The sequence below is a fragment of the Streptomyces sp. NPDC046925 genome (genome assembly GCF_040644915.1).
Classification (GTDB): Bacteria; Actinomycetota; Actinomycetes; order Streptomycetales; family Streptomycetaceae; genus Streptomyces.
Window position 1 is genome coordinate 111,706 of record NZ_JBEYWZ010000017.1, and the last position, 19,159, is coordinate 130,864.

The 19,159-nt window shown below is 71.6% G+C and carries 17 protein-coding genes; 2 read left to right on the forward strand and 15 right to left on the reverse strand.

Features of this window, described 5'->3' with window-relative positions:
• Positions 1–52 precede the first annotated feature (52 nt).
• The 5 genes from ABZ906_RS41345 to rpe all read right to left on the reverse strand — a co-directional run bounded on the left by ABZ906_RS41345 (position 53) and on the right by rpe (position 4,433).
• Positions 53–1,495 carry a GuaB1 family IMP dehydrogenase-related protein gene (locus ABZ906_RS41345; RefSeq protein WP_361192472.1) on the reverse strand — a complete coding sequence of 481 codons (1,443 nt, stop codon included), beginning with the start codon at positions 1,493–1,495 and terminating at the stop codon, positions 53–55.
• 66 nt (positions 1,496–1,561) lie between these two features.
• Positions 1,562–2,032: a barstar family protein gene (locus tag ABZ906_RS41350; protein ID WP_361391685.1), complete on the reverse strand. Its 471-nt coding sequence runs from the start codon at positions 2,030–2,032 to the stop codon at positions 1,562–1,564.
• A 12-nt stretch (positions 2,033–2,044) separates the two neighbouring features.
• A complete protein-coding gene (locus tag ABZ906_RS41355) occupies positions 2,045–2,452 on the reverse strand; it encodes a ribonuclease domain-containing protein (protein WP_361391688.1) in 408 nt (135 codons plus the stop codon).
• A 72-nt stretch (positions 2,453–2,524) separates the two neighbouring features.
• The gene (locus tag ABZ906_RS41360) at positions 2,525–3,553 is read right to left on the reverse strand and encodes a sugar-binding domain-containing protein (RefSeq protein ID WP_361192480.1); all 1,029 of its coding nucleotides are present in this window, start codon (positions 3,551–3,553) and stop codon (positions 2,525–2,527) included.
• A 193-nt stretch (positions 3,554–3,746) separates the two neighbouring features.
• Positions 3,747–4,433, reverse strand: coding sequence for a ribulose-phosphate 3-epimerase (rpe, locus tag ABZ906_RS41365; protein WP_361192482.1), 687 nt, complete (start codon positions 4,431–4,433; stop codon positions 3,747–3,749).
• Between the two features lie 237 nt (positions 4,434–4,670).
• Between rpe and ABZ906_RS41370 the strand changes: the two genes are divergently transcribed.
• Positions 4,671–6,848: an MMPL family transporter gene (locus ABZ906_RS41370; RefSeq protein WP_361192485.1), complete on the forward strand. Its 2,178-nt coding sequence runs from the start codon at positions 4,671–4,673 to the stop codon at positions 6,846–6,848.
• On the opposite strand, the gene ABZ906_RS41375 is transcribed toward ABZ906_RS41370, so the two are convergent.
• Positions 6,822–8,270 carry a transcription antitermination factor NusB gene (locus tag ABZ906_RS41375; RefSeq protein ID WP_361391691.1) on the reverse strand — a complete coding sequence of 483 codons (1,449 nt, stop codon included), beginning with the start codon at positions 8,268–8,270 and terminating at the stop codon, positions 6,822–6,824. The two genes, ABZ906_RS41370 and ABZ906_RS41375, sit on opposite strands and share 27 nt — an antisense overlap.
• 34 nt (positions 8,271–8,304) lie before the next feature.
• Positions 8,305–9,249 (reverse strand): methionyl-tRNA formyltransferase, encoded by a 945-nt coding sequence (gene fmt, locus ABZ906_RS41380; RefSeq protein WP_361391694.1) that lies wholly within the window; start codon positions 9,247–9,249, stop codon positions 8,305–8,307.
• 257 nt (positions 9,250–9,506) lie between these two features.
• Between fmt and ABZ906_RS41385 the strand changes: the two genes are divergently transcribed.
• Positions 9,507–10,055 carry a hypothetical protein gene (locus ABZ906_RS41385; protein ID WP_361192491.1) on the forward strand — a complete coding sequence of 183 codons (549 nt, stop codon included), beginning with the start codon at positions 9,507–9,509 and terminating at the stop codon, positions 10,053–10,055.
• Positions 10,056–10,422: 367 nt separating this feature from the next.
• Here the strand turns inward: ABZ906_RS41385 and ABZ906_RS41390 are convergent, their stop codons facing one another.
• The 8 genes from ABZ906_RS41390 to ABZ906_RS41425 form a co-directional block, all read right to left on the reverse strand.
• Entirely contained in the window at positions 10,423–12,582 is a 2,160-nt protein-coding gene (locus ABZ906_RS41390) for a primosomal protein N' (protein ID WP_361391697.1), read from the reverse strand.
• Between the two features lie 122 nt (positions 12,583–12,704).
• A complete protein-coding gene (gene metK, locus ABZ906_RS41395) occupies positions 12,705–13,913 on the reverse strand; it encodes a methionine adenosyltransferase (RefSeq protein ID WP_361192496.1) in 1,209 nt (402 codons plus the stop codon).
• A gap of 315 nt (positions 13,914–14,228) precedes the next feature.
• Positions 14,229–15,440, reverse strand: coding sequence for a bifunctional phosphopantothenoylcysteine decarboxylase/phosphopantothenate--cysteine ligase CoaBC (gene coaBC, locus ABZ906_RS41400; protein WP_361391700.1), 1,212 nt, complete (start codon positions 15,438–15,440; stop codon positions 14,229–14,231).
• A gap of 119 nt (positions 15,441–15,559) precedes the next feature.
• Positions 15,560–15,832, reverse strand: coding sequence for a DNA-directed RNA polymerase subunit omega (gene rpoZ, locus ABZ906_RS41405; RefSeq protein WP_005319902.1), 273 nt, complete (start codon positions 15,830–15,832; stop codon positions 15,560–15,562).
• 75 nt (positions 15,833–15,907) lie between these two features.
• Entirely contained in the window at positions 15,908–16,501 is a 594-nt protein-coding gene (gene gmk, locus ABZ906_RS41410) for a guanylate kinase (protein WP_351168671.1), read from the reverse strand.
• A 38-nt stretch (positions 16,502–16,539) separates the two neighbouring features.
• Positions 16,540–16,863, reverse strand: coding sequence for an integration host factor (locus ABZ906_RS41415; protein ID WP_005319887.1), 324 nt, complete (start codon positions 16,861–16,863; stop codon positions 16,540–16,542).
• A 287-nt stretch (positions 16,864–17,150) separates the two neighbouring features.
• On the reverse strand, positions 17,151–17,996 hold the full coding sequence (pyrF, locus tag ABZ906_RS41420; RefSeq protein ID WP_361391703.1) for an orotidine-5'-phosphate decarboxylase: 846 nt from the start codon (positions 17,994–17,996) through the stop codon (positions 17,151–17,153).
• Positions 17,993–19,099 (reverse strand): quinone-dependent dihydroorotate dehydrogenase, encoded by a 1,107-nt coding sequence (locus ABZ906_RS41425; RefSeq protein ID WP_361391706.1) that lies wholly within the window; start codon positions 19,097–19,099, stop codon positions 17,993–17,995. Before ABZ906_RS41425 ends, pyrF begins: the two co-directional genes overlap by 4 nt.
• Between the last annotated feature and the right edge of the window lie 60 nt (positions 19,100–19,159).

The window sequence follows — 19,159 nt, forward strand, 5'->3', positions numbered from 1 at the left end:
CGACCAGCCACGGCGAACCCGCGGCCGCGTCACGCGGCTCCCCGCGAAACCGCTAGCTCCAGCTGGCGTGAAGGGGCTTGCCCTCCGCATAGCCCGCGGCGCTCTGCACACCCACGGTGGCCCGCTCCGCGAACTCCGCCAGGGACCCCGCGCCCGCGTACGTGCAGGAGGAACGGACACCCGCGATGATCGAGTCGATCAGGTCCTCGACGCCGGGCCGCTCCGGGTCGAGGAACATCCGCGAGGTCGAGATGCCCTCCTCGAACAGCGCCTTGCGGGCGCGGTCGTAGGCCGACTCCTCGCTCGTGCGGTTCTTGACCGCGCGGGCCGACGCCATGCCGAACGATTCCTTGTAGAGGCGGCCGTTGGCGTCCTGCTGCAGGTCGCCCGGGGACTCGTACGTCCCGGCGAACCACGAGCCGATCATGACGTTCGACGCACCGGCGGCCAGCGCCATGGCGACGTCACGCGGGTGCCGGACACCGCCGTCGGCCCATACGTGCTTGCCGAACTTCGCGGCCTCGGCGGCGCATTCGAGCACCGCGGAGAACTGCGGGCGGCCGACGCCGGTCATCATGCGCGTGGTGCACATGGCGCCGGGGCCCACGCCGACCTTGATGATGTCGGCGCCCGCCTCGATCAGGTCCCGTACGCCCTCGGCGGCGACGATGTTGCCCGCGACGATCGGCACCTGCGGGTCGAGCGCGCGCACGGCCTTGACCGCGGCGATCATCGACTCCTGGTGGCCGTGCGCGGTGTCCACGACGAGCGTGTCTGCGCCCGCGTCGAGCAGCTGCTTGGCCTTGCTCGCGACGTCGCCGTTGATGCCGACGGCGGCGGCGATGCGCAGCTTGCCGTTGGCGTCCAGGGCGGGCGAGTAGAGGGTCGCGCGCAGGGCGCCCGTACGGGTCAGGATGCCGGCGAGGCGGCCGTCCTTGCCCACGGCGGGGGCGTAGCGGCGGTTGGCGGCGTCCAGCTTGTTGAAGGCGTCGCGCGGGTCGATGTCCGCGTCGAGCAGCACGAGGTCCTTGGACATGACCTCGGAGATCTGGGTGAAGCGGTCGACGCCGTTCAGGTCCGTGTCGGTGACGACGCCGACCGGCTTCTGGTCGGTGTCCACGACGACGGCGGCGTTGTGCGCGCGCTTGGACAGCAGCGCGAGCGCGTCGGCGACGGTCTGGGTGGGGGCCAGGACGATCGGGGTGTCGAGGACGTGGTGGCGCGTCTTGACCCAGGAGATGACCTCGGTGACGACCTCGATCGGAATGTCCTGCGGGATCACGACGAGGCCGCCGCGGCGGGCGACCGTCTCGGCCATCCGGCGTCCCGCGATGGCGGTCATGTTCGCGACGACCAGCGGAATCGTGGTGCCGGTGCCGTCCGGCGACGAGAGGTCCACGCCCTGACGCGATCCGACGGCGGAACGCCGCGGCACCATGAAGACGTCGTCGTACGTCAGGTCGTACGCAGGCTGGATGTCATTGAGGAAGCGCACGTGCTGCTCATCCCAGTCGATCAGAGGTGGCCCCCGGACAGTTAGGCCGAGGGAAAAGCACGTACTTCAGTGTCCCATGTCCGGGGGCTTGTGCCGCCTGGGATGATCACCCAGCCGGGGCCGGAGAGCCCTGGTCGGATCCTCCAAAGCCCCCTCGCGGTGATCACGGTCCGCCCAGGTTCGGGTGCCGAGCGCGAGAACGATCTCCAGAACCGCCCCGCGGTCCCGTGCGTACTCCACCGCACCGGTGAAGACCTCCTGGGCGACGATCCAGTCCTGGGGTGCCGCTTCGGCGTACTCCTGCCAGCCGCTGACGACGAGGAGCCGGCCGGGTGAGCCGGGCGGCCCCGCCAGATCGGTGAGGGAGTCGGCGAGCGCGTCCCAGTTGCGCCCGAACCAGTCGGGCAGCGCGAGCGCGCCTGCGCAGCGGTCCATGAAGGCCGCTTTTTCGCTCACCCCGCCCAGGTCGAGCGAGACGGTGCTCAGGCCTGCGGCGCGGACGGCCGCGAGGACCGGCGCGAGCGGTTCGGACGTCATCTCAGTACCGCCTCATCTCACTACCGCCCTGAAGGAGGCGTAGTGATCGTCGGTGTAGTAGGTCTCGTCGCCGCTCCCGGTGACGAGACGCCGCGCGCCCCGGTCACGCTCGCCGGGGGTGGGCACGGTGTACTCCCGGTAGTGCCCGCGCCGCTGCTTCGGCAGCTCTCCTTCGTAGTTGCCGAACGTCGAGCCGTCCTTCTCGTACGGGAACGGGCCCCCGTCATCGATGAGCCGCAACGTCCGCCGTGCCTCGACGGGCAGCAGGTCGGCCCGGACGGTGTCCATGCCGCGCGCCCAGGCGGGCGCGGAGGCGCTGCTCCGCGCCTCCCCGCCGCTGCCGGAGGAACACCCGGCGAGGAGAACGGCGAGGCAGACGAGCAGCGCCGCCAGGGCGCGGGGGACGAACCGGGTCAGCATGCGACAGATGCTGCCATGACGCCCCGTAAGGGGCGCGGGGAACTGCGCGACCAGAAAAGGACCCGCAGACAATCAGCCGCCGTCCGGATCCTCCCGATCCAGCGCGGGATGCGGAGTAGCCCCCCTGACCAGCAACTGATCAGCGGCGGCGGTGTCCGTGACCAGGCTGGTGACCAGCCCGGACCGCAGCACCGCGTCGATCGCCGCGGCCTTCCGCTGACCGCCCGCGATGGCGACCACCTCAGGGATACGCCGGAGCCGATCGGCTTCGACGGTGATGCACCGCTCCCCCAGATCACGCCCCACCCGGCGCCCCTCGGCGTCGAAGAGGTGCGCGGACATCTCCGCGGCGACACCGAGCGACGCGTAGTGCGCGCGCTCCTCGTCGCTGAGCATGTCGTGGACGGTGGAGATGCCCGGCTCCCAGGAGCCGATGGAGACGGCGGCGACGGTGACCTTGTCGAAGTACTCGAACGCCCGCGCGATCCCGGTCTGGTTCCGCAGCGCGGCGGCCGTGGCCGGGTCCGGCAGGAGCATCGGCGCGTAGATGGGGTGCGCCTCGCCGCCGGAGACCTGCGCGGCACGCCGCACGGCCTCGACCGACCCGCGTTCGGCCGTTCCGGCGTCGTACACGCCCGTCAGCTGCACCACGGTGCACGGCGGCAGCTGGTCGAGGGCCGCCGCCATATGGATGGTCGAGCGCCCCCACGCGAGGCCGAGCACATCACCCTCGGTCACCAGTTCGCCGAGCAGATCGGCCGCGACCTCGCCGAGGTTCTCCGGATCGGGCGACTCCTCGATCTCGTCGACCGAGGTGGGCGACTCGACGACGACCGCGTGCCGCAGGCCGTAGCGGGCGCGCAGCGCGTCCGAGCGCTCCGCGTCCAGCTCGGCGGGCACACGGATCTCGATCCGTACGAGATCCCGCTCCAGAGCCGTCTCCAGGACCCTGGCCACCTTGAAGCGGCTCACGCCGAACTCCTCGGCGATCTGGATCTTCGATTTGCCCTCGAGATAGAAGCGGCGGGCCATGGCCGCCGCCTGCACCAGCTCCGCGGGTCCCATCCGCATGGCTGACCGGCCGCCCGTCGACACGACCATCTCCTCACTGTCATTTCAAGCAACTGTCATTCGCGCGTACACACGCACCGGCATTCACACGCATTGGTACGCCTTCGCGCGCATTGCCACGACTTATCGCGCAGTGCCGCAGCGCAACCCGGGTTCGCCGTTCATCCTTGCAGATCCGCCGTACTTGATCAGCCCTGGAGGACTGCGTTCATGTACTCGTGGCTCAGTGGCCGCATGCCCATGCAGCCGCGGCCGTCGCCTCGGCAGCCTGGGTGCGCAATGCACGTACCGCCGCTGCCGGGTCGTTCGCCCCGTAGACCGCGGAGCCCGCCACGAAGACGTCGGCGCCGGCCTCGGCGCAGCGCTCGATGGTCTCGGCCGAGACGCCGCCGTCGACCTGGAGCCAGAGTTCGAGGCCGTGCTTGCTGATCAGCTCACGGGTGCGGCGGATCTTCGGGAGCATGATGTCGAGAAACGCCTGCCCTCCGAAGCCCGGCTCGACCGTCATGATCAGCAGCATGTCGAGCTCGGAGAGGAGATCCTCGTACGGCTCGATGGGGGTCGCGGGCTTCAGCGCCATGGAGGCGCGGGCGCCCTTGGCGCGGATCTCGCGGGCGAGACGGACGGGTGCGGCGGCTGCCTCCGCGTGGAAGGTGACCGATCCGGCGCCCGCTTCGACGTACTGCGGAGCCCAGCGATCGACGTCCTCGATCATCAGATGGCAGTCCAGCGGCGTGTCCGTCGCGCGGGCCAGTGACTCTACGACCGGCACCCCCAGGGTGAGGTTCGGGACGAAGTGGTTGTCCATCACGTCGACGTGGAGCCAGTCGGCGCCTTCGACCGCTGTTGCCTCCTCGGCAAGACGGGCGAAATCCGCGGACAGGATGCTGGGGTTGATCTGCACGGCCATGCCCCAAGACTGCCATGCCCGGCGCATGTTGCCCGCCCCGGTCCGAAGCGTGGGCTTCCGGACTCCTCTGACCATGGACCGCGTGCCATGCTGGGCGGTCCACCGGCACCACGTGGGGCAGCGGGGGTAGCCATGCCAGACGAACGGTCGGACGGACGGTCGGACGGGCGCCCGGAGGGACACCCGGGGGGACGACCGGAGGGACGCCCGGAGGGACAGCGCCGGGCGAGCCGCGGCGTGGCCTGGCTGGTGTGCGGGCGGCGCACCAAGTGGCTGGTGGTGCTGTTCTGGCTGGTGGTGATCGTGGTGGCCGCACCGCTCGCCCAGAAGCTCACGGACGCCCAGGACAACCAGGCGTCGTCCTGGCTGCCCAGCTCGGCGGAGTCCACCCAAGTCCTGGAGATCTCCGAGGACTTCAGGCCCGAACAGATCCCGGCGATCGTCGTGTACGCCCGCGAGGGCGGGCTCACCCCGGCCGACCGGGTGCAGATCGCCAGGGACGTCAGGGAGCTCAAGGAGCTGCGCGCCCACGGCATCCGGGGCGCGGAGACCCGCGGCCCCGTCTTCGACACGAGGCCGGTCCGGGACGCCGAGGCGGCGCAGATCTTCGTGCCCATCACCATGGACGAGAAGGGCTGGGAGCGGATCGGCCCCGCGGTCGACTCCATCCGTGAGCGGGTCGGGGAGAGCACCGACGGGCTCGCGGTGCACGTCACCGGGCCCGGCGGTACGTCGGCGGACTTCTCCGAGGCGTTCGAGGGCATCGACTCGACGCTGCTCCTGGCGGCAGGCGGCGTCGTCGTGGTGATCCTCCTGATCACCTACCGCAGTCCGGTCCTCCTGTTCGTCCCGCTGATCTCCGCGGTCGTCTCCCTCTTCACCGCGCAGGCGCTGATCTACCTCCTGGCGGAGCACGCGGGTCTGACGGTCAACGGCCAGAGCGCGGGCATACTCACGGTGCTCGTCTTCGGGGCGGGGACGGACTATGCCCTGCTCCTGGTAGCCCGCTACCGGGAAGAGCTGCGCCGCCACGAGGACCGCCACGAAGCGATGCAGCTCGCCCTGCACCGGGCGGGCCCCGCGGTCATCGCCTCGGGCGCCACGGTCGTCGTCAGCATGCTGGTGCTGCTCACCGCCGAGATGAACTCGACGCGGGGCCTGGGTCCGGTGGCCGCCATCGGTGTCGCGGTCGCCCTGATCGCGATGCTGTCGCTGTTCCCCGCGCTCCTGGTGGTCTGCGGCCGGTGGCTCTTCTGGCCGGTGGTCCCGCACAACGGCTCCGAGGAGCCCACCGAGCGCGGCGTCTGGGCCCGCACGGGCCACCGCATCGCCCACCGCCCGCGTCTGACCTGGAGCATCACGGCGGTGGTCCTCGCGGCGCTCGCGCTCGGCATGACGCAGCTGCGCGCGGAAGGTCTGAGCAACGCGGACTCGTTCACGGACAAGCCGGACTCGATCGTGGGCCAGGAGGTGCAGGCCGAGTACTTCGACGCGGGCAGCGGCGACCCGCTGGTGATCGTGGCGAACGAGCCGCAGGGCATCGAGGTCCGCGCCGCGGTCGCCCGGACCAGCGGAGTGGTCCCGGCGAGCGTCATCGTGCCCACCGGCACGAAACGGGTGCACGAGGGCCAGGTCCTGTTCGAGGCGACCATGACCGACGCCTCCGACAGCGAGGCGGCCAAGCGGACCGTGGAGCGGGTGCGCGACGCGGTGCACGCGGTGCCCGACGCGGACGCGCAGGTGGGCGGCAACACGGCGGCCATCGTGGACATGGACCGCGCCACGACCCACGACAACAAGCTGGTGATCCCGCTCGTCCTCGTGGTCGTCCTGCTGATCCTCGCCCTGCTGCTGCGCGCCCTGGTCGCGCCGCTGCTCCTGATCGCGACGGTCGTTCTCTCCTTCACCGCCGCGCTCGGGATCAGTGCGCTCGCCTTCCGCCACGTCTTCGACTACGCGGGCGAGTCCACGGACTTCCCGCTGTTCGTCTTCGTGTTCCTGGTGGCGCTCGGCATCGACTACAACATCTTCCTGTCGACCCGCATCCGCGAGGAGGCGGGACGACAGGGCACCCGTGCGGGCATCCTCACCGGCCTCGCGGCGACCGGCGCGGTCATCACCTCGGCGGGCCTGGTCCTCGCGGGCACGTTCGCCGCGCTCGGCACGCTCCCGATGGTGGGCTTCGCCGAGATCGGCTTCGCGGTCGCGGTCGGCGTCCTGCTCGACACCTTCGTCGTACGGTCCGTCCTGGTCACCGCGTTGTTCCTGGACGTGGGGCCGAAGGTCTGGTGGCCGCACGCCCTGTCCAAGGACCCGGCCGCCCGCACACCCTCGACCGTGACGGCAGGGTCAGGGTCGGGGGCCGGTGCGGGGACGTCGGAGGCCGAGTCAGGCCGTCCGCCGGATCAGCGCTAGGTACATCGCGTCGGTGCCGTGCAGGTGCGGCCACAGCTGCAGGTCGGGCCCGTCGCCCAGGGCCGGGACGCCGGGCAGCAGCGGGCGGGCGTCGATCAGTTCGGCGCCCGCGTGCTGCTTGAGCACGTCGTCGACGACGGCACGCGTCTCCGCGAGGTGCGGCGAGCAGGTGGCGTAACCGACGACGCCCCCGACCCGCACGGACTCCAACGCGGTGCGCAGCAGCCCCCGTTGGAGCGGCGCGAAGCCGTCCAGGTCCTCGGCACGGCGGCGCCAGCGGGCCTCGGGGCGGCGGCGCAGGGCACCGAGCCCCGTGCAGGGCACGTCCATCAGGACGCGGTCGAAGGTGCCGGGCTGCCACGGAGGGCGGGTGCCGTCGGCGGCGATCACCTCGTACGGGCCGGGGTTGCCCCGCAGCGCCTGCGCGACGAGGCGGGCCCGGTGCGGCTGCTTCTCGGCGGCGAGGAGCGCGGCACCGCGTCCGGCGGCGAGCCCGGCGAGCATGGCCGCCTTGCCGCCGGGTCCGGCGCATCCGTCGAGCCACTTCTCGTCGCGCCCCTCGATCGGGGCGTTCGCGAGTGCGATCGCGACGAGCTGGCTGCCCTCGTCCTGGACCCCGGCACGGCCCTCGCGCACGGCGTCGATCGAACCGGGCTCGCCGCCCTCGCTGAGCCGCACGGCATACGGGGACCAGCGCCCCGGCAGCGCGGACTCCTCGCCGACCGCGTCGAGGAGTTCGTCGGCGGTGGTGCGTCCGGGGCGGGCCACCAGGGTCACCTCGGGCCGTTCGTTGTCGGCCTCGAGGAGGTCCTCGATGCCCGCGCGACCGCCGCCGAGGGCGTCCCAGAGCGCGGAGACGACCCAGCGGGGGTGCGAGTGGACGACGGCGAGGTGGTCCTCGGCGTCCTCGTCGTAGGGCGGCGCGACCTTCTGCAGCCAGCCGTCGAGATCGTCCGACGCGACCTTGCGCAGGACCGCGTTGACGAACTTGGCCCGCCCGTCGCCGAGCACCACACGCGCCAGCTCCACCGACGCGGAGACGGCGGCGTGCGTCGGGATCCGCGTCCCGAGCAGCTGGTGCACGCCCATGTTCAGCACGTCCAGGACCGGCGGGTCGACCTCGCGCAGCGGCCGGTCGATGCAGGCGGCCACGATCGCGTCGTACGTTCCCTGCCTGCGCAGCGTCCCGTAGACGAGCTCGGTGGCGAGCGCCGCGTCCCGCGCGTCGAAATCGCCCTTCTCGCGGGCCTTGCGCAGCAGCGGCGGCAGGACGAGGTTCGCATACGCGTCGCGCTCGTCCACGGCCCGCAGCGCCTCGAAGGCGAGGAAACGGACGGGGTCCTTCTTGGGTCGGCGGTGCGGCTTTCCGGGCTTACCGGACTTGGCCTGCTTCTGGGGACGCCGGCCGGGCTGGTCGTTCAAAGGTGCTCCGCTAGTGGATGGGGGCTGAACCTATTCAGCGTACGTCGGTGTCGCCGAGCCGCTCGTCCGGGGCGATCCGCACCCCGCGCGCCCAGTCGGCGCCGCGCATCGGCTTCTTGCCCTGCGGCTGGACCCAGAGCAGCTCCACGGCGTGCGAGCCCGTGCCGACGTACACGTTGTTCTTGGCAGCGCCGAGCGCGCCGGGCGCGAGGTCGGTGCGGTCGGCGACGAGCGCGGCCTGGATGATCTTCAGCCGCTCCCCGCGGAACACGGACCAGGCACCGGGCGCGGGCGTGCAGCCGCGCACGACCCGGTCGACGCGCAGGGCCGGGGCGGCCCAGTCCACGCGGGCGTCCTCGACGGTGATCTTCGGGGCGAGAGTGATGCCGTCGGCGGGCTGCGGTACGGCCTTCAGGGAGCCGTCCTCGATGCCGTCCATGGTGGCGGCGAGCAGCCCGGAGCCCGCGAAGGCGAGCCGGGTGAGCAGGTCACCGCTGGTGTCGGTGGTCCTGACGACCTCGGTGACGGTGCCGTAGACCGGGCCGGAATCGAGCCCCTGCTCGATCAGGAAGGTGGAGGCACCGGTGATCTCGTCACCCGCCATCACGGCGTGCTGGACGGGCGCGGCACCGCGCCAGGCGGGCAGCAGCGAGAAGTGCAGGTTGACCCAGCCGTGGGCCGGGATGTCCAGGGCGACCTTGGGCAGCAGAGCGCCGTAGGCGACGACCGGGCAGCAGTCGGGCGCGATCTCGCGCAGCCGCGCCAGGAAGTCCTCGTCGCGCGGCTTCGCGGGCCTGAGGATCTCGATCCCGGCCTCCTCCGCGCGCTGGGCGACGGGGCTCGCGACGAGCCTGCGGCCGCGGCCCGCGGGGGCGTCGGGCCGGGTGACGACGGCGGCCACCTCGTGGCGGTCGGAGGCGATCAGGGCGTCCAGGGCGGGAACGGCGACCTCGGGGGTGCCTGCGAAGACGAGCTTCATCGTTGCCTTTAGGCCTCTCGGGACGGGAACGTGCGGGCAGCGCACCAGTCTATGAGCCGCCCTGCCGGGCCGCGCTCCGCGGGGCGACAGGGCGGCTCACCTGGGGGCGTACGCGCGGACACGCGCCCCGTGCATATGCGCATACGCCCCTCCACCGTGACCCCTCACGAACTAGCGCGTTGGTCAAGAAAGAGTTGACCACAACGGGCCGCGCATGCGGCCCGATCCTTTTCAACGCCGGTTCGAGAGGCTTGTTCATGGCCGACCACGCAACCCACGACGCCCAGGCTCGGGCCAGCCTGCACCTCCTGGTACGGGACATCGAGCGGGTCCGCCGGCAGGTGGACGCACTGCGTACGCTCACCGCCCAGCTCGGCAACGTCTACCGCCCGCGCCGCTCCAGCCCCTCCGCGGGCTTCGTCGTGTACGGACGGGCTCCCGCGCCGACCGTCCGCCTCGCCCAGGAGCTGCGGGACAGCGTCGAGACACTGGTGACCGCCGCGGTGGACTTCGACCGCTCGCTGGGCTTCTCGTGGGACGCGGTGGGCTCGGCGCTCGGGGTCACCAAGCAGGCGGTGCACCGCCGTTACGGCGCCCGCCGGGCCACGACCCAGGCGGCGGCGGAGGCGGAGCGGGCCACGGAGACGATTCCCGCCCCCGCGGCCGCCCGTCCCCCGGTCACGGTCGGCGCCCCCCTCCCCGGGGTCCCCGCGGCCCGCGCCATGCCGACCCAGCCCACATCAGGCAGCCCCGCCCTGCGCGAGGACCCCCGCCCCAACGCTTTCCCGGGACCTCGCAACGGCTGACCCCCGACAGCACAGAACAGCGGCTGCCCCTACCGCCCCCACCGGCAGAGGCAGCCGCTGCCTGCTGCGCACAGGCGCCGCGAGCAACCGCCACCTGTTGTGGACAGGCGTCGTGAGCAGCCGCGCCGGTTGTGGGCAGGCATCGCGAACAGCCGCCACCCGTTGCGGACAGGCGCCACGAACAGCCGCGCCGGTTGTGGGCAGGCGTTCCGCAGGGCGGAACGGGTGGGCACAACCCCACCACCGGCCCGACGCCGAACAGCGAAACGGGACCCCGCGCAGTGACAGGCCCCGCGCAGCGGAATCCCCGGCTGGAGGCCGCACCCCCACGCCAAAAGCCGGACCGGCGAAGGGCCGGACGAGGGCCCTAACCGATATCCAGCGGATCCACCCGCACCCGCACAGGCTCCGCGGCCCCCCGCGCCATCCGCGCCGCCTGCGCCACCTTGAGCGAAGCCGCAAGCGCCGCCCCACTCCCCGGCGGCACCCGGACAAGCACCCGCTCCCACCGCTCCCCAGCAGGCGCACCCGCACCCCCGCCCCGCCGCGCCGCACCCGGCGCGCCCCCCGCATCCGGCACGGGAACAGGCCCCAACACCACCGCGTCCCCCGGAAGTTCCGCCCCGGCGAGAAACGCGGACAGCGCCTCCGGGGTCCCCGCCACGGAAGCCATCCGCGACACGGGCGGAAACCCCAGCTCGGCCCGCTCGGAGAGCTCCCGCACGGCATGCCCCACGGGATCCCAGCGCACCAGCGCCTGCACGGGCCGCAGAGTCGGCTCGGCCACGACCACCACGGTCCCGCCGGCCCCCTGCGCCCGCACCAGCGCGGAAGCCCCGATCCACCGCCGCAGCGCATCCTCCCCGGCCCGCAGATCGGGCCGCCCCAGCATGGCCCACCCGTCGAGCAACAGCGCGGCGGCATAGCCGCCCTCGGCGACGGGCTCCGCCCCCGGCGTGCTCACCACCAGCGCGGGCGTCCCCGCGACGGTGTCGAGAACCTGCTCGCGCCCGGACGTCCGCACCGGCACGGCGGGAAACGCCCGCCCCAGCTCCTCGGCCGTACGCCGCGCCCCCACCACCTGCGCCCGCAGCCGGAACCCCCCGCACTCCCCGCAGTGCCAGGCGCCTTCCTCCACCCCGCACCACCCGCACCAGAGACCGCCGCCGTCCCGCGCCTCCAGGGGCCCCGCACAGTGCCTGCACCGCGCGGGCTCCCGGCACCGCTCGCACGCGAGCCGGGGCACGTACCCCCGCCGGGGCACCTGCACGAGGACCGGCCCGTGCTTCAGCCCTTCCCGTACGACGTTCCAGGCGAGCGTGGGCAGCCGCGCGACCCGAGCCGCCTCGTCCCGCGCGAGATCCTGGTCCCCCACGGTCCGTACGAGCGGCGCGGCCCCCCGCACCTGCTCGCGATCGGCGACCAGCGGCGCCGCCCACCCGCTCTCCACGAGCTGCGCGGCCTCCACCGTGCAACTCCAACTCCCCAGCAGGAAGCCGCACTTGTCCCTCGACGCCCGAAGCTCAAGCACCTCCCGCACATGCGGAAAAGGAGCGTTGTCGTCGCTGTGACTGGCATCGCCGTCGTCCCAGACGACGACGAGCCCGAGATTCCGTACGGGGGCGAACATGGCGGCCCGCGTGCCCACGACGGCCCGCACGGAGCCGCGCCGCACGGAAAGCCACTCCCGATAGCGCCGCTCCTGCCCCGCGTCGGCGGTGAGCAGCGCATGCTGCCCGGCCCCCAGCAACTGGGTCAGCGCCGCGTCGACCCTCGCCGCGGGCCGCCCCGCGGGCACCACGACCAGGGCTCCCCGCCCCGAGGCGAGCGTCGCCTGCACGGCCCTGGCGATCTCCTCGGCCCACTCGGGACCGGGCAGGGCGGTCCACACCGCCCTGGGCGCACCCCCGGAGGCGAGCGCCCCCAGGAACTCCGCCCCGTGCCCGTACCGCCGCCAGGACCCCGCTTCGGGCGCGGCCGGAGGCGGCGGCACCTCCCCCGTGTCCCGTCCCTCGGCCCTGGCATGCCGGGGCGGCACGGCCAGTTGCAGCACATCGGCAAGGCTGCCCGCGTACCGATCGGCCACGGCCCGGGCAAGCCCGAGCAGCTCCCCGTCGAGCACGGGCTCGGGCGAGACGACCTGCGCCAGAGCGGCAAGGGGCCCGGAGTAATCGGACTCGGCGACCCGCTCGACGAGAAACCCGTCGATCAGACCCCCGCCCTCGCGCCGCCCGCCCCGCACATTGCGCGCCCCGGCCCCGAACCGCACCCGGACCCGCACCCCGGGCTGGGCCTGCTCGTCCAGCTCCTCGGGCACCGCATAGTCGAAGTACCGGTCAAGATGCAGCACACCCTTGTCCACGAGCACCCGGGCCACGGGCAAACTCTTGGCCAACGCGGCCCCCCGCCACGTCCGCGGCTTGGCCCGCGGCACATCGGCCTTGCGCACCGCTTCCCGGATGAGCGCGAGCTGCTCCGGGGGCTCGGCCCCGCCCGCCCCTTCGGATTTCTGGTTCTCGCTGCTCACAGCAGCATTCCTACCAGACCGCACCGACACGACCGCGAGCCCGAGATGCCCCCGGGCGCGACGAGGCCCGGTACCCCGTCAGGGGCACCGGGCCTCGTCAAAATCCGCTGAGCGGGGGAGCCTTACAGCCCCGCCGCCTTCCGCAGCGCGTCCACGCGGTCCGTGCGCTCCCACGTGAAGTCGGGCAGGGCCCGGCCGAAGTGGCCGTACGCGGCGGTCTGGGAGTAGATCGGGCGGAGCAGGTCGAGGTCGCGGATGATCGCGGCGGGACGGAGGTCGAAGACCTCGCTGATCGCGGCCTCGATCTTGTCCGTGTCGACCGTGGCCGTGCCGAAGGTCTCGACGAAGAGACCGACCGGCTCGGCCTTGCCGATCGCGTACGCGACCTGGACCTCGCAGCGGGCCGCGAGGCCGGCCGCGACGACGTTCTTGGCGACCCAGCGCATGGCGTAGGCGGCCGAGCGGTCGACCTTGGACGGGTCCTTGCCGGAGAAGGCGCCGCCGCCGTGCCGGGCCATGCCGCCGTACGTGTCGATGATGATCTTGCGGCCGGTGAGGCCGGCGTCGCCCATCGGGCCGCCGATCTCGAAGCGTCCGGTCGGGTTGACCAGGAGTCGGTAGCCCTCGGTCTCCAGCTTGATGCCGTCCTCGAGGAGGGCCTTCAGCTCGGGCTCGACCACGAACTCCCGGATGTCGGGGGCCAGGAGCGAGTCCAGGTCGATGTCCGACGCGTGCTGCGAGGAGACCACGACCGTGTCGAGGCGGACGGCCTTGTCGCCGTCGTACTCGATGGTGACCTGGGTCTTGCCGTCGGGGCGCAGGTACGGGATGGTCCCGTTCTTGCGGACCTCGGAGAGGCGGCGCGAGAGCCGGTGCGCGAGGTGGATCGGGAGCGGCATCAGCTCCGGGGTCTCGTCGCAGGCGTAGCCGAACATCAGGCCCTGGTCGCCCGCGCCCTGCTTGTCGAGCTCGTCCTCATCGCCCTCGACACGCTTCTCGTACGCCGTGTCGACGCCCTGCGCGATGTCGGCGGACTGCGAGCCGATGGACACCGAGACGCCGCAGGAGGCGCCGTCGAAGCCCTTCTTCGAGGAGTCGTATCCGATCTCGAGGATCTTGTCGCGGACCAGCTGCGCGATCGGCGCGTACGCCTTGGTGGTCACCTCGCCGGCCACGTGCACCAGGCCGGTGGTGATCAACGTCTCCACGGCGACCCGGGATTTCGGGTCCTCCCGCAGGAGGGCGTCGAGAATGGTGTCGCTGATCTGGTCAGCGATCTTGTCGGGGTGACCCTCGGTCACAGACTCCGAGGTGAAGAGACGGCGGGACACATCGCTCCCTGTGGTTGCAGCGGCTGCTGGCTGATCATTGATGGACGGCCGGGAGCTGCGCCCGGCGTCGTCCGAGACCAGTTTATCGGTCGCACTCGGCCGCCGGACCACGTGTCTCGCCACTTGGGAGTGCTGTGACCTGCGGCACTGCATTGTGCGGTACGACGATCGGTCTCCACCAGAGGGCCCCGCGCCCGAATTTCACGGGTTTGGGGCACCCAATGGGGCGAATGTGACATTCGGGCCCGGGATTCCAGCGGGGTTCCAGTGAGGTTCCGACGGAGGTGGCATCACCCGCGAGTCACCCCGGCTTTGTCAGGAATTCGCCGGCAGGCGTTCGGCGACGAGGTCCCAGACGATGTCCGCGAGCGCTTCCTTGGGGCCGTACGGCACGGGGGTCTCGCTGCCGTCGGCGCCGAGCACGACGGCCTCGTTCTCCTCGGAGCCGAACGTCTTGCGCTCGCCCACTTCGTTGACGACGAGCAGGTCGCAGCCCTTGCGTTCCAGCTTGGCGCGGCCGTTGGCGAGCACGTCGTCGGTCTCGGCGGCGAAGCCGACGACGACCTGGCCGGGGCGCGGCCGCTCGCCGGCGATCTCCGCGAGGATGTCGGGGTTGCGGACCAGGGCGATCGGGGCCGGCTCCTGGCCGTCCTTCTTCTTGATCTTTCCTGCCGCGTACGTCTGCGGGCGGAAATCGGCCACGGCCGCCGCCATCACCACGGCGTCGGCGTCCGCCGAGGCCTTGAGGAACGCCTCGCGGAGCTGGACGGCCGTGCCGACGGGCAGGACGTCGACGCCCGCGGGCGCGGGCAGCGCCGCGTTCGCCGAGACCAGCGTGACGCGGGCGCCGCGCGCCGCCGCGCTGCGGGCCAGCGCGTACCCCTGCTTGCCGGAGGACCGGTTGCCCAGGAAGCGGACCGGGTCGAGCGGCTCACGCGTGCCGCCCGCGCTGACGACGACGTGCCGCCCCGTGAGATCGCGGGCGAGGTCGCCGCGCGCCAGGACACGGCGTACGACCTCGAAGAGCTCCACCGGGTCCGGGAAGCGGCCCTTGCCGGTGTCCACGCCGGTCAGGCGCCCGACGGCGGGCTCGACGACGAGGGCGCCGCGGCGGCGCAGCGTGGCGACGTTCTCCTGTGTGGCCGGGTGCTCCCACATCTCCGTGTGCATGGCGGGGGCGAAGATCACCGGACAGCGGGCGGTGAGGAGGGTGTTCGTCAGGAGGTCGTCGGCGAGGCCGTGGGCCGCCTTCGCCATCATGTCGGCCGTCGCCGGGGCGACGATCACGACGTCGGCGGACTGGCCGATCCGCACGTGCGGCACCTCGTGGACGGATTCCCACACCTCGGTCGACACGGGGTTGCCGGACAGCGCCGACCAGGTCGCCTCCCCCACGAAGTGCAGGGCCGAGTCGGTCGGCACGACGCGTACGTCATGGCCCGACTCGGTCAGCCGCCGCAGCAGCTCACAGGCCTTGTACGCGGCGATACCGCCGCTGACCCCCAGAACGACCTTGGGCTTGCCCACCGTGCCTCCCCGCACTTGTGATCCCCGCATCCGGGAACGTACGACTCCATGACACACCACAGGCCCGGCAGTCGCGCTGCCGGGCCTGTGGTGAAGAAACTGCGGATGAAGAAATGCGACTACTGGGCCGGGCCCTCGATGGCCTCGGACGTCAGCAGGCCCGCGTTGATCTCGCGGAGCGCGATGGAGAGCGGCTTCTCGTGGACGTGCGTGTCCACCAGCGGGCCGACGTACTCCAGCAGGCCCTCACCGAGCTGCGAGTAGTACGCGTTGATCTGGCGCGCGCGCTTGGCGGCGTAGATCACGAGGCTGTACTTCGAGTCGGTCGCTTCGAGGAGCTCATCAATCGGCGGGTTGATGATGCCCTCGGGCGCAGTGATGGAAGAGGACACTCTCTGCCTTCCGATGGGGATTGGCCTTCGAATGGAAAAGGAAGATCAATCCGGGATTACTGAGGATGAAGAAGATCAAACAACTTTCATCAAGGCTAGCAGCTCACGCGCCACGTCCTCGACGGAGGTATTGACCAGGGTCGTGTCGAACTCGGCCTCCGCGGCGAGTTCGATCTTCGCCGCGCCGAGCCTGCGCTCGATCACCTCGGGAGCCTCGGTCCCCCGGCCGGTGAGCCGGCGGACCAGCTCCTCCCAGCTCGGCGGGGCGAGGAAGACCAGCTGAGCCTCGGACATCGACTCGCGGACCAGGCGTGCGCCCTGCAGATCGATCTCCAGGAGGACGGGCTCGCCCGCCTCCAGGCGTTCGAGCACGGCACCCCGGGGCGTGCCGTAGCGGTTGCCCGCGAACTCGGCCCATTCGAGCAGCTCGCTGTTGGCGATCAGCTTGTCCATCTCTTCGTCGGAGACGAAGAAGTAGTGGACGCCGTGCTTCTCGCCGGGGCGCGGCTTTCGGGTGGTGGCCGAGACCGAGAGCCAGACCTCGGGGTGTTCTTTGCGCATATGAGCGACGACCGTGCTCTTGCCGACCCCGGAGGGGCCGGAGAGCACGGTCAGCCGCGGACGTACGTCCGGGGGCACGGGGGTCGTCCCCCGGGATGTAGCAGCCATGCAGCGATTATCCAGGTTCTCAGGAGTGCCTGAGAACGTCAGGCAGCGCCACCACCGAACTCACGCTCCAAGGAGGCGATCTGGTTGGAGCCGAGACCCCGCACACGGCGGCTCTCGGAGATGCCAAGACGCTCCATGATCTGCTTGGCGCGGACCTTGCCCACGCCCGGCAGGGACTCCAGGAGGGCGGAGACCTTCATCTTGCCGATGACATCGTTCTCCTGACCCTGCTTGATGACCTCATGAAGCGAGGCGCCGGAGTGCTTGAGTCGATTCTTGACCTCGGCCCGCTCCCGGCGAGCCGCGGCGGCCTTTTCGAGCGCGGCTGCGCGCTGTTCAGGGGTAAGGGGCGGAAGAGCCACGCCTACGTCACCTCGGATGTCGAACTGTCGGATACGGACCGGTGAGGAACCTAGTCGCCCCACACCTGGTGAGCAACGTGCAACGCGCTTGCCCGTTCGCTCTCGTCGGAGACTAGCGGGCATGGCCGCTGGAGTCAGCGAGAACAGACGAAAAGTCCTGGTCAGCCTCTGTCGAGGTGTACATTTCGGGCAATTCACCCCGGATTTGGCCTGGTGAGCCATCAGCGAAACCTGAGGACGTGGCCGGACACGTCCTTCGAAGACGGAAAAACGCCCCCGGCGGACCCTCAGACGGAGGCGACGGCCTCACGGATCTCGTCCGCGAAGCGGCTCGCCGCGACGCGCAGACCCGCGGCATCGGGACCGTGACGCAGGACACCCCGGCTGACGCTCGGCACGACGTTGCGCACGGCGTCCCCGAAGACACCCGGAAGATCAGCGGGAGTGGCACCCTGCGCCCCGATGCCGGGAGCCAGCAGCGGTCCGTTGACGGCGAGGTCGTACGAGGACAGGTCGCCCAGGGTCGCCCCGACGACGGCGCCGAAGGAACCCAGCGGCTGAGCACCGGCGTTCTCCGCGGCCAGGTGCCCGAGCATCGTCGCGCCGATCGTGCGGCCGTCCTCGCGCACCGCGTGCTGCACCTCGGCGCCCTCCGGGTTGGAGGTGAGGGCGAGCACGAAGAGCCCGGTGCCGTTCTCCCGCGCCAGGTCGACGGCGGGCTTCAGCGAGCCGTAGCCGAGGTAGGGCGAGACCGTCACGGCGTCGGAGAACAGCGGCGAGTCCTTGTGCAGGAAGGTCTCGGCGTACGCGGCCATGGTCGAGCCGATGTCGCCGCGCTTGGCGTCCATGACGACCAGGGCCCCGGCCGCGCGCAGCTCCCGGACCGCCTTCTCCAGTACGGCGGTGCCGCGCGAGCCGAAGCGCTCGAAGAACGCGCTCTGCGGCTTGAACACCGCGACGCTTTCGGCGAGCGCGTCGACGACGGTCCCGGTGAACTTCTCCAGGCCCGCGATGTCGTCGTCCAGGCCCCAGGCGGACAGCAGGGAGGCGTGCGGGTCGATGCCGACGCACAGCGGTCCGCGCTCGTCCATGGCGTGGCGCAGACGCGTACCGAAGGGTTCGAGAGCACTCATGCGGGCTTCCTTGCGTCGGCGCCGACGGCCTCGGCGAGCGTGGCGTACGGGGAGGAGTTCAGACGGGCGGCGAGGCCCTTGTGGATCGCGCGGGCCCAGAAGGGTCCTTCGTAGATGAAGGCGCTGTAGCCCTGCACCAGGGTGGCGCCCGCGAGGATGCGCTGCCAGGCGTCCTCGGCGTTCTCGATGCCGCCGACGCCCACGAGCGTGATCCGGTCGCCCACGCGCGCGTGCAGGCGGCGCAGGACCTCCAGGGAGCGCTCCTTGAGGGGCGCGCCCGAAAGACCGCCGGTCTCGCCGTAGAGCGAAGGTTCGGATCGCAAACCGAGGCCCTCGCGCGCGATGGTCGTGTTCGTGGCGATGATGCCGTCGAGGCCGAGCTCGACGGCCAGGTCGGCGACCGCGTCGATGTCCTCGTCCGCGAGGTCGGGGGCGATCTTCACCAGGAGCGGCACGCGCCGCCCGGTGACGCTGCGGTCCGCCGCCTCGCGCACGGCGGTCAGGAGCGGGCGCAGCGACTCCGTGGCCTGGAGGTTGCGCAGGCCGGGGGTGTTCGGCGATGACACGTTGACCACGAGGTAGTCGGCGTGGGCGGCGAGCCGCTCGGTCGACTTCACGTAGTCGGCGGCGGCCTCCTCCTCGGGGACGACCTTGGTCTTGCCGATGTTGACGCCCACGACCGTCTTGAAGACGGCCCTGCGGGCGCCCAGGCGCTCCGCCACGGCCGCGGAGCCCTCGTTGTTGAAGCCCATGCGGTTGATCAGCGCGCGGTCCTGCACGAGGCGGAAGAGACGCTTCTTGGGGTTGCCGGGCTGCGGCTCGCCCGTGACGGTGCCGATCTCGATGTGGTCGAAGCCCAGCATCGACATGCCGTCGATGGCGACGGCGTTCTTGTCGAAGCCCGCGGCAAGCCCGAACGGCCCGTGCATGCGAAGCCCGAAGGCCTCGGTGCGCAGCTCCTTGTGGCGCGGCGCGAGGGCGGCGGCGACGAACGTGCGCAGCACGGGGACACGGGCCGCGAGCCGGATCCAGCGGAAGGCCAGGTAGTGGGCCTGCTCCGGGTCCATGCGCTTGAAGACGAGGTCGAAGAAGAATTTGTACATGTAGGGGTCCTCAGGAGTCCTCAGGTGTGCTCACCAGAAGGGGGACACCGATTCGGTGTC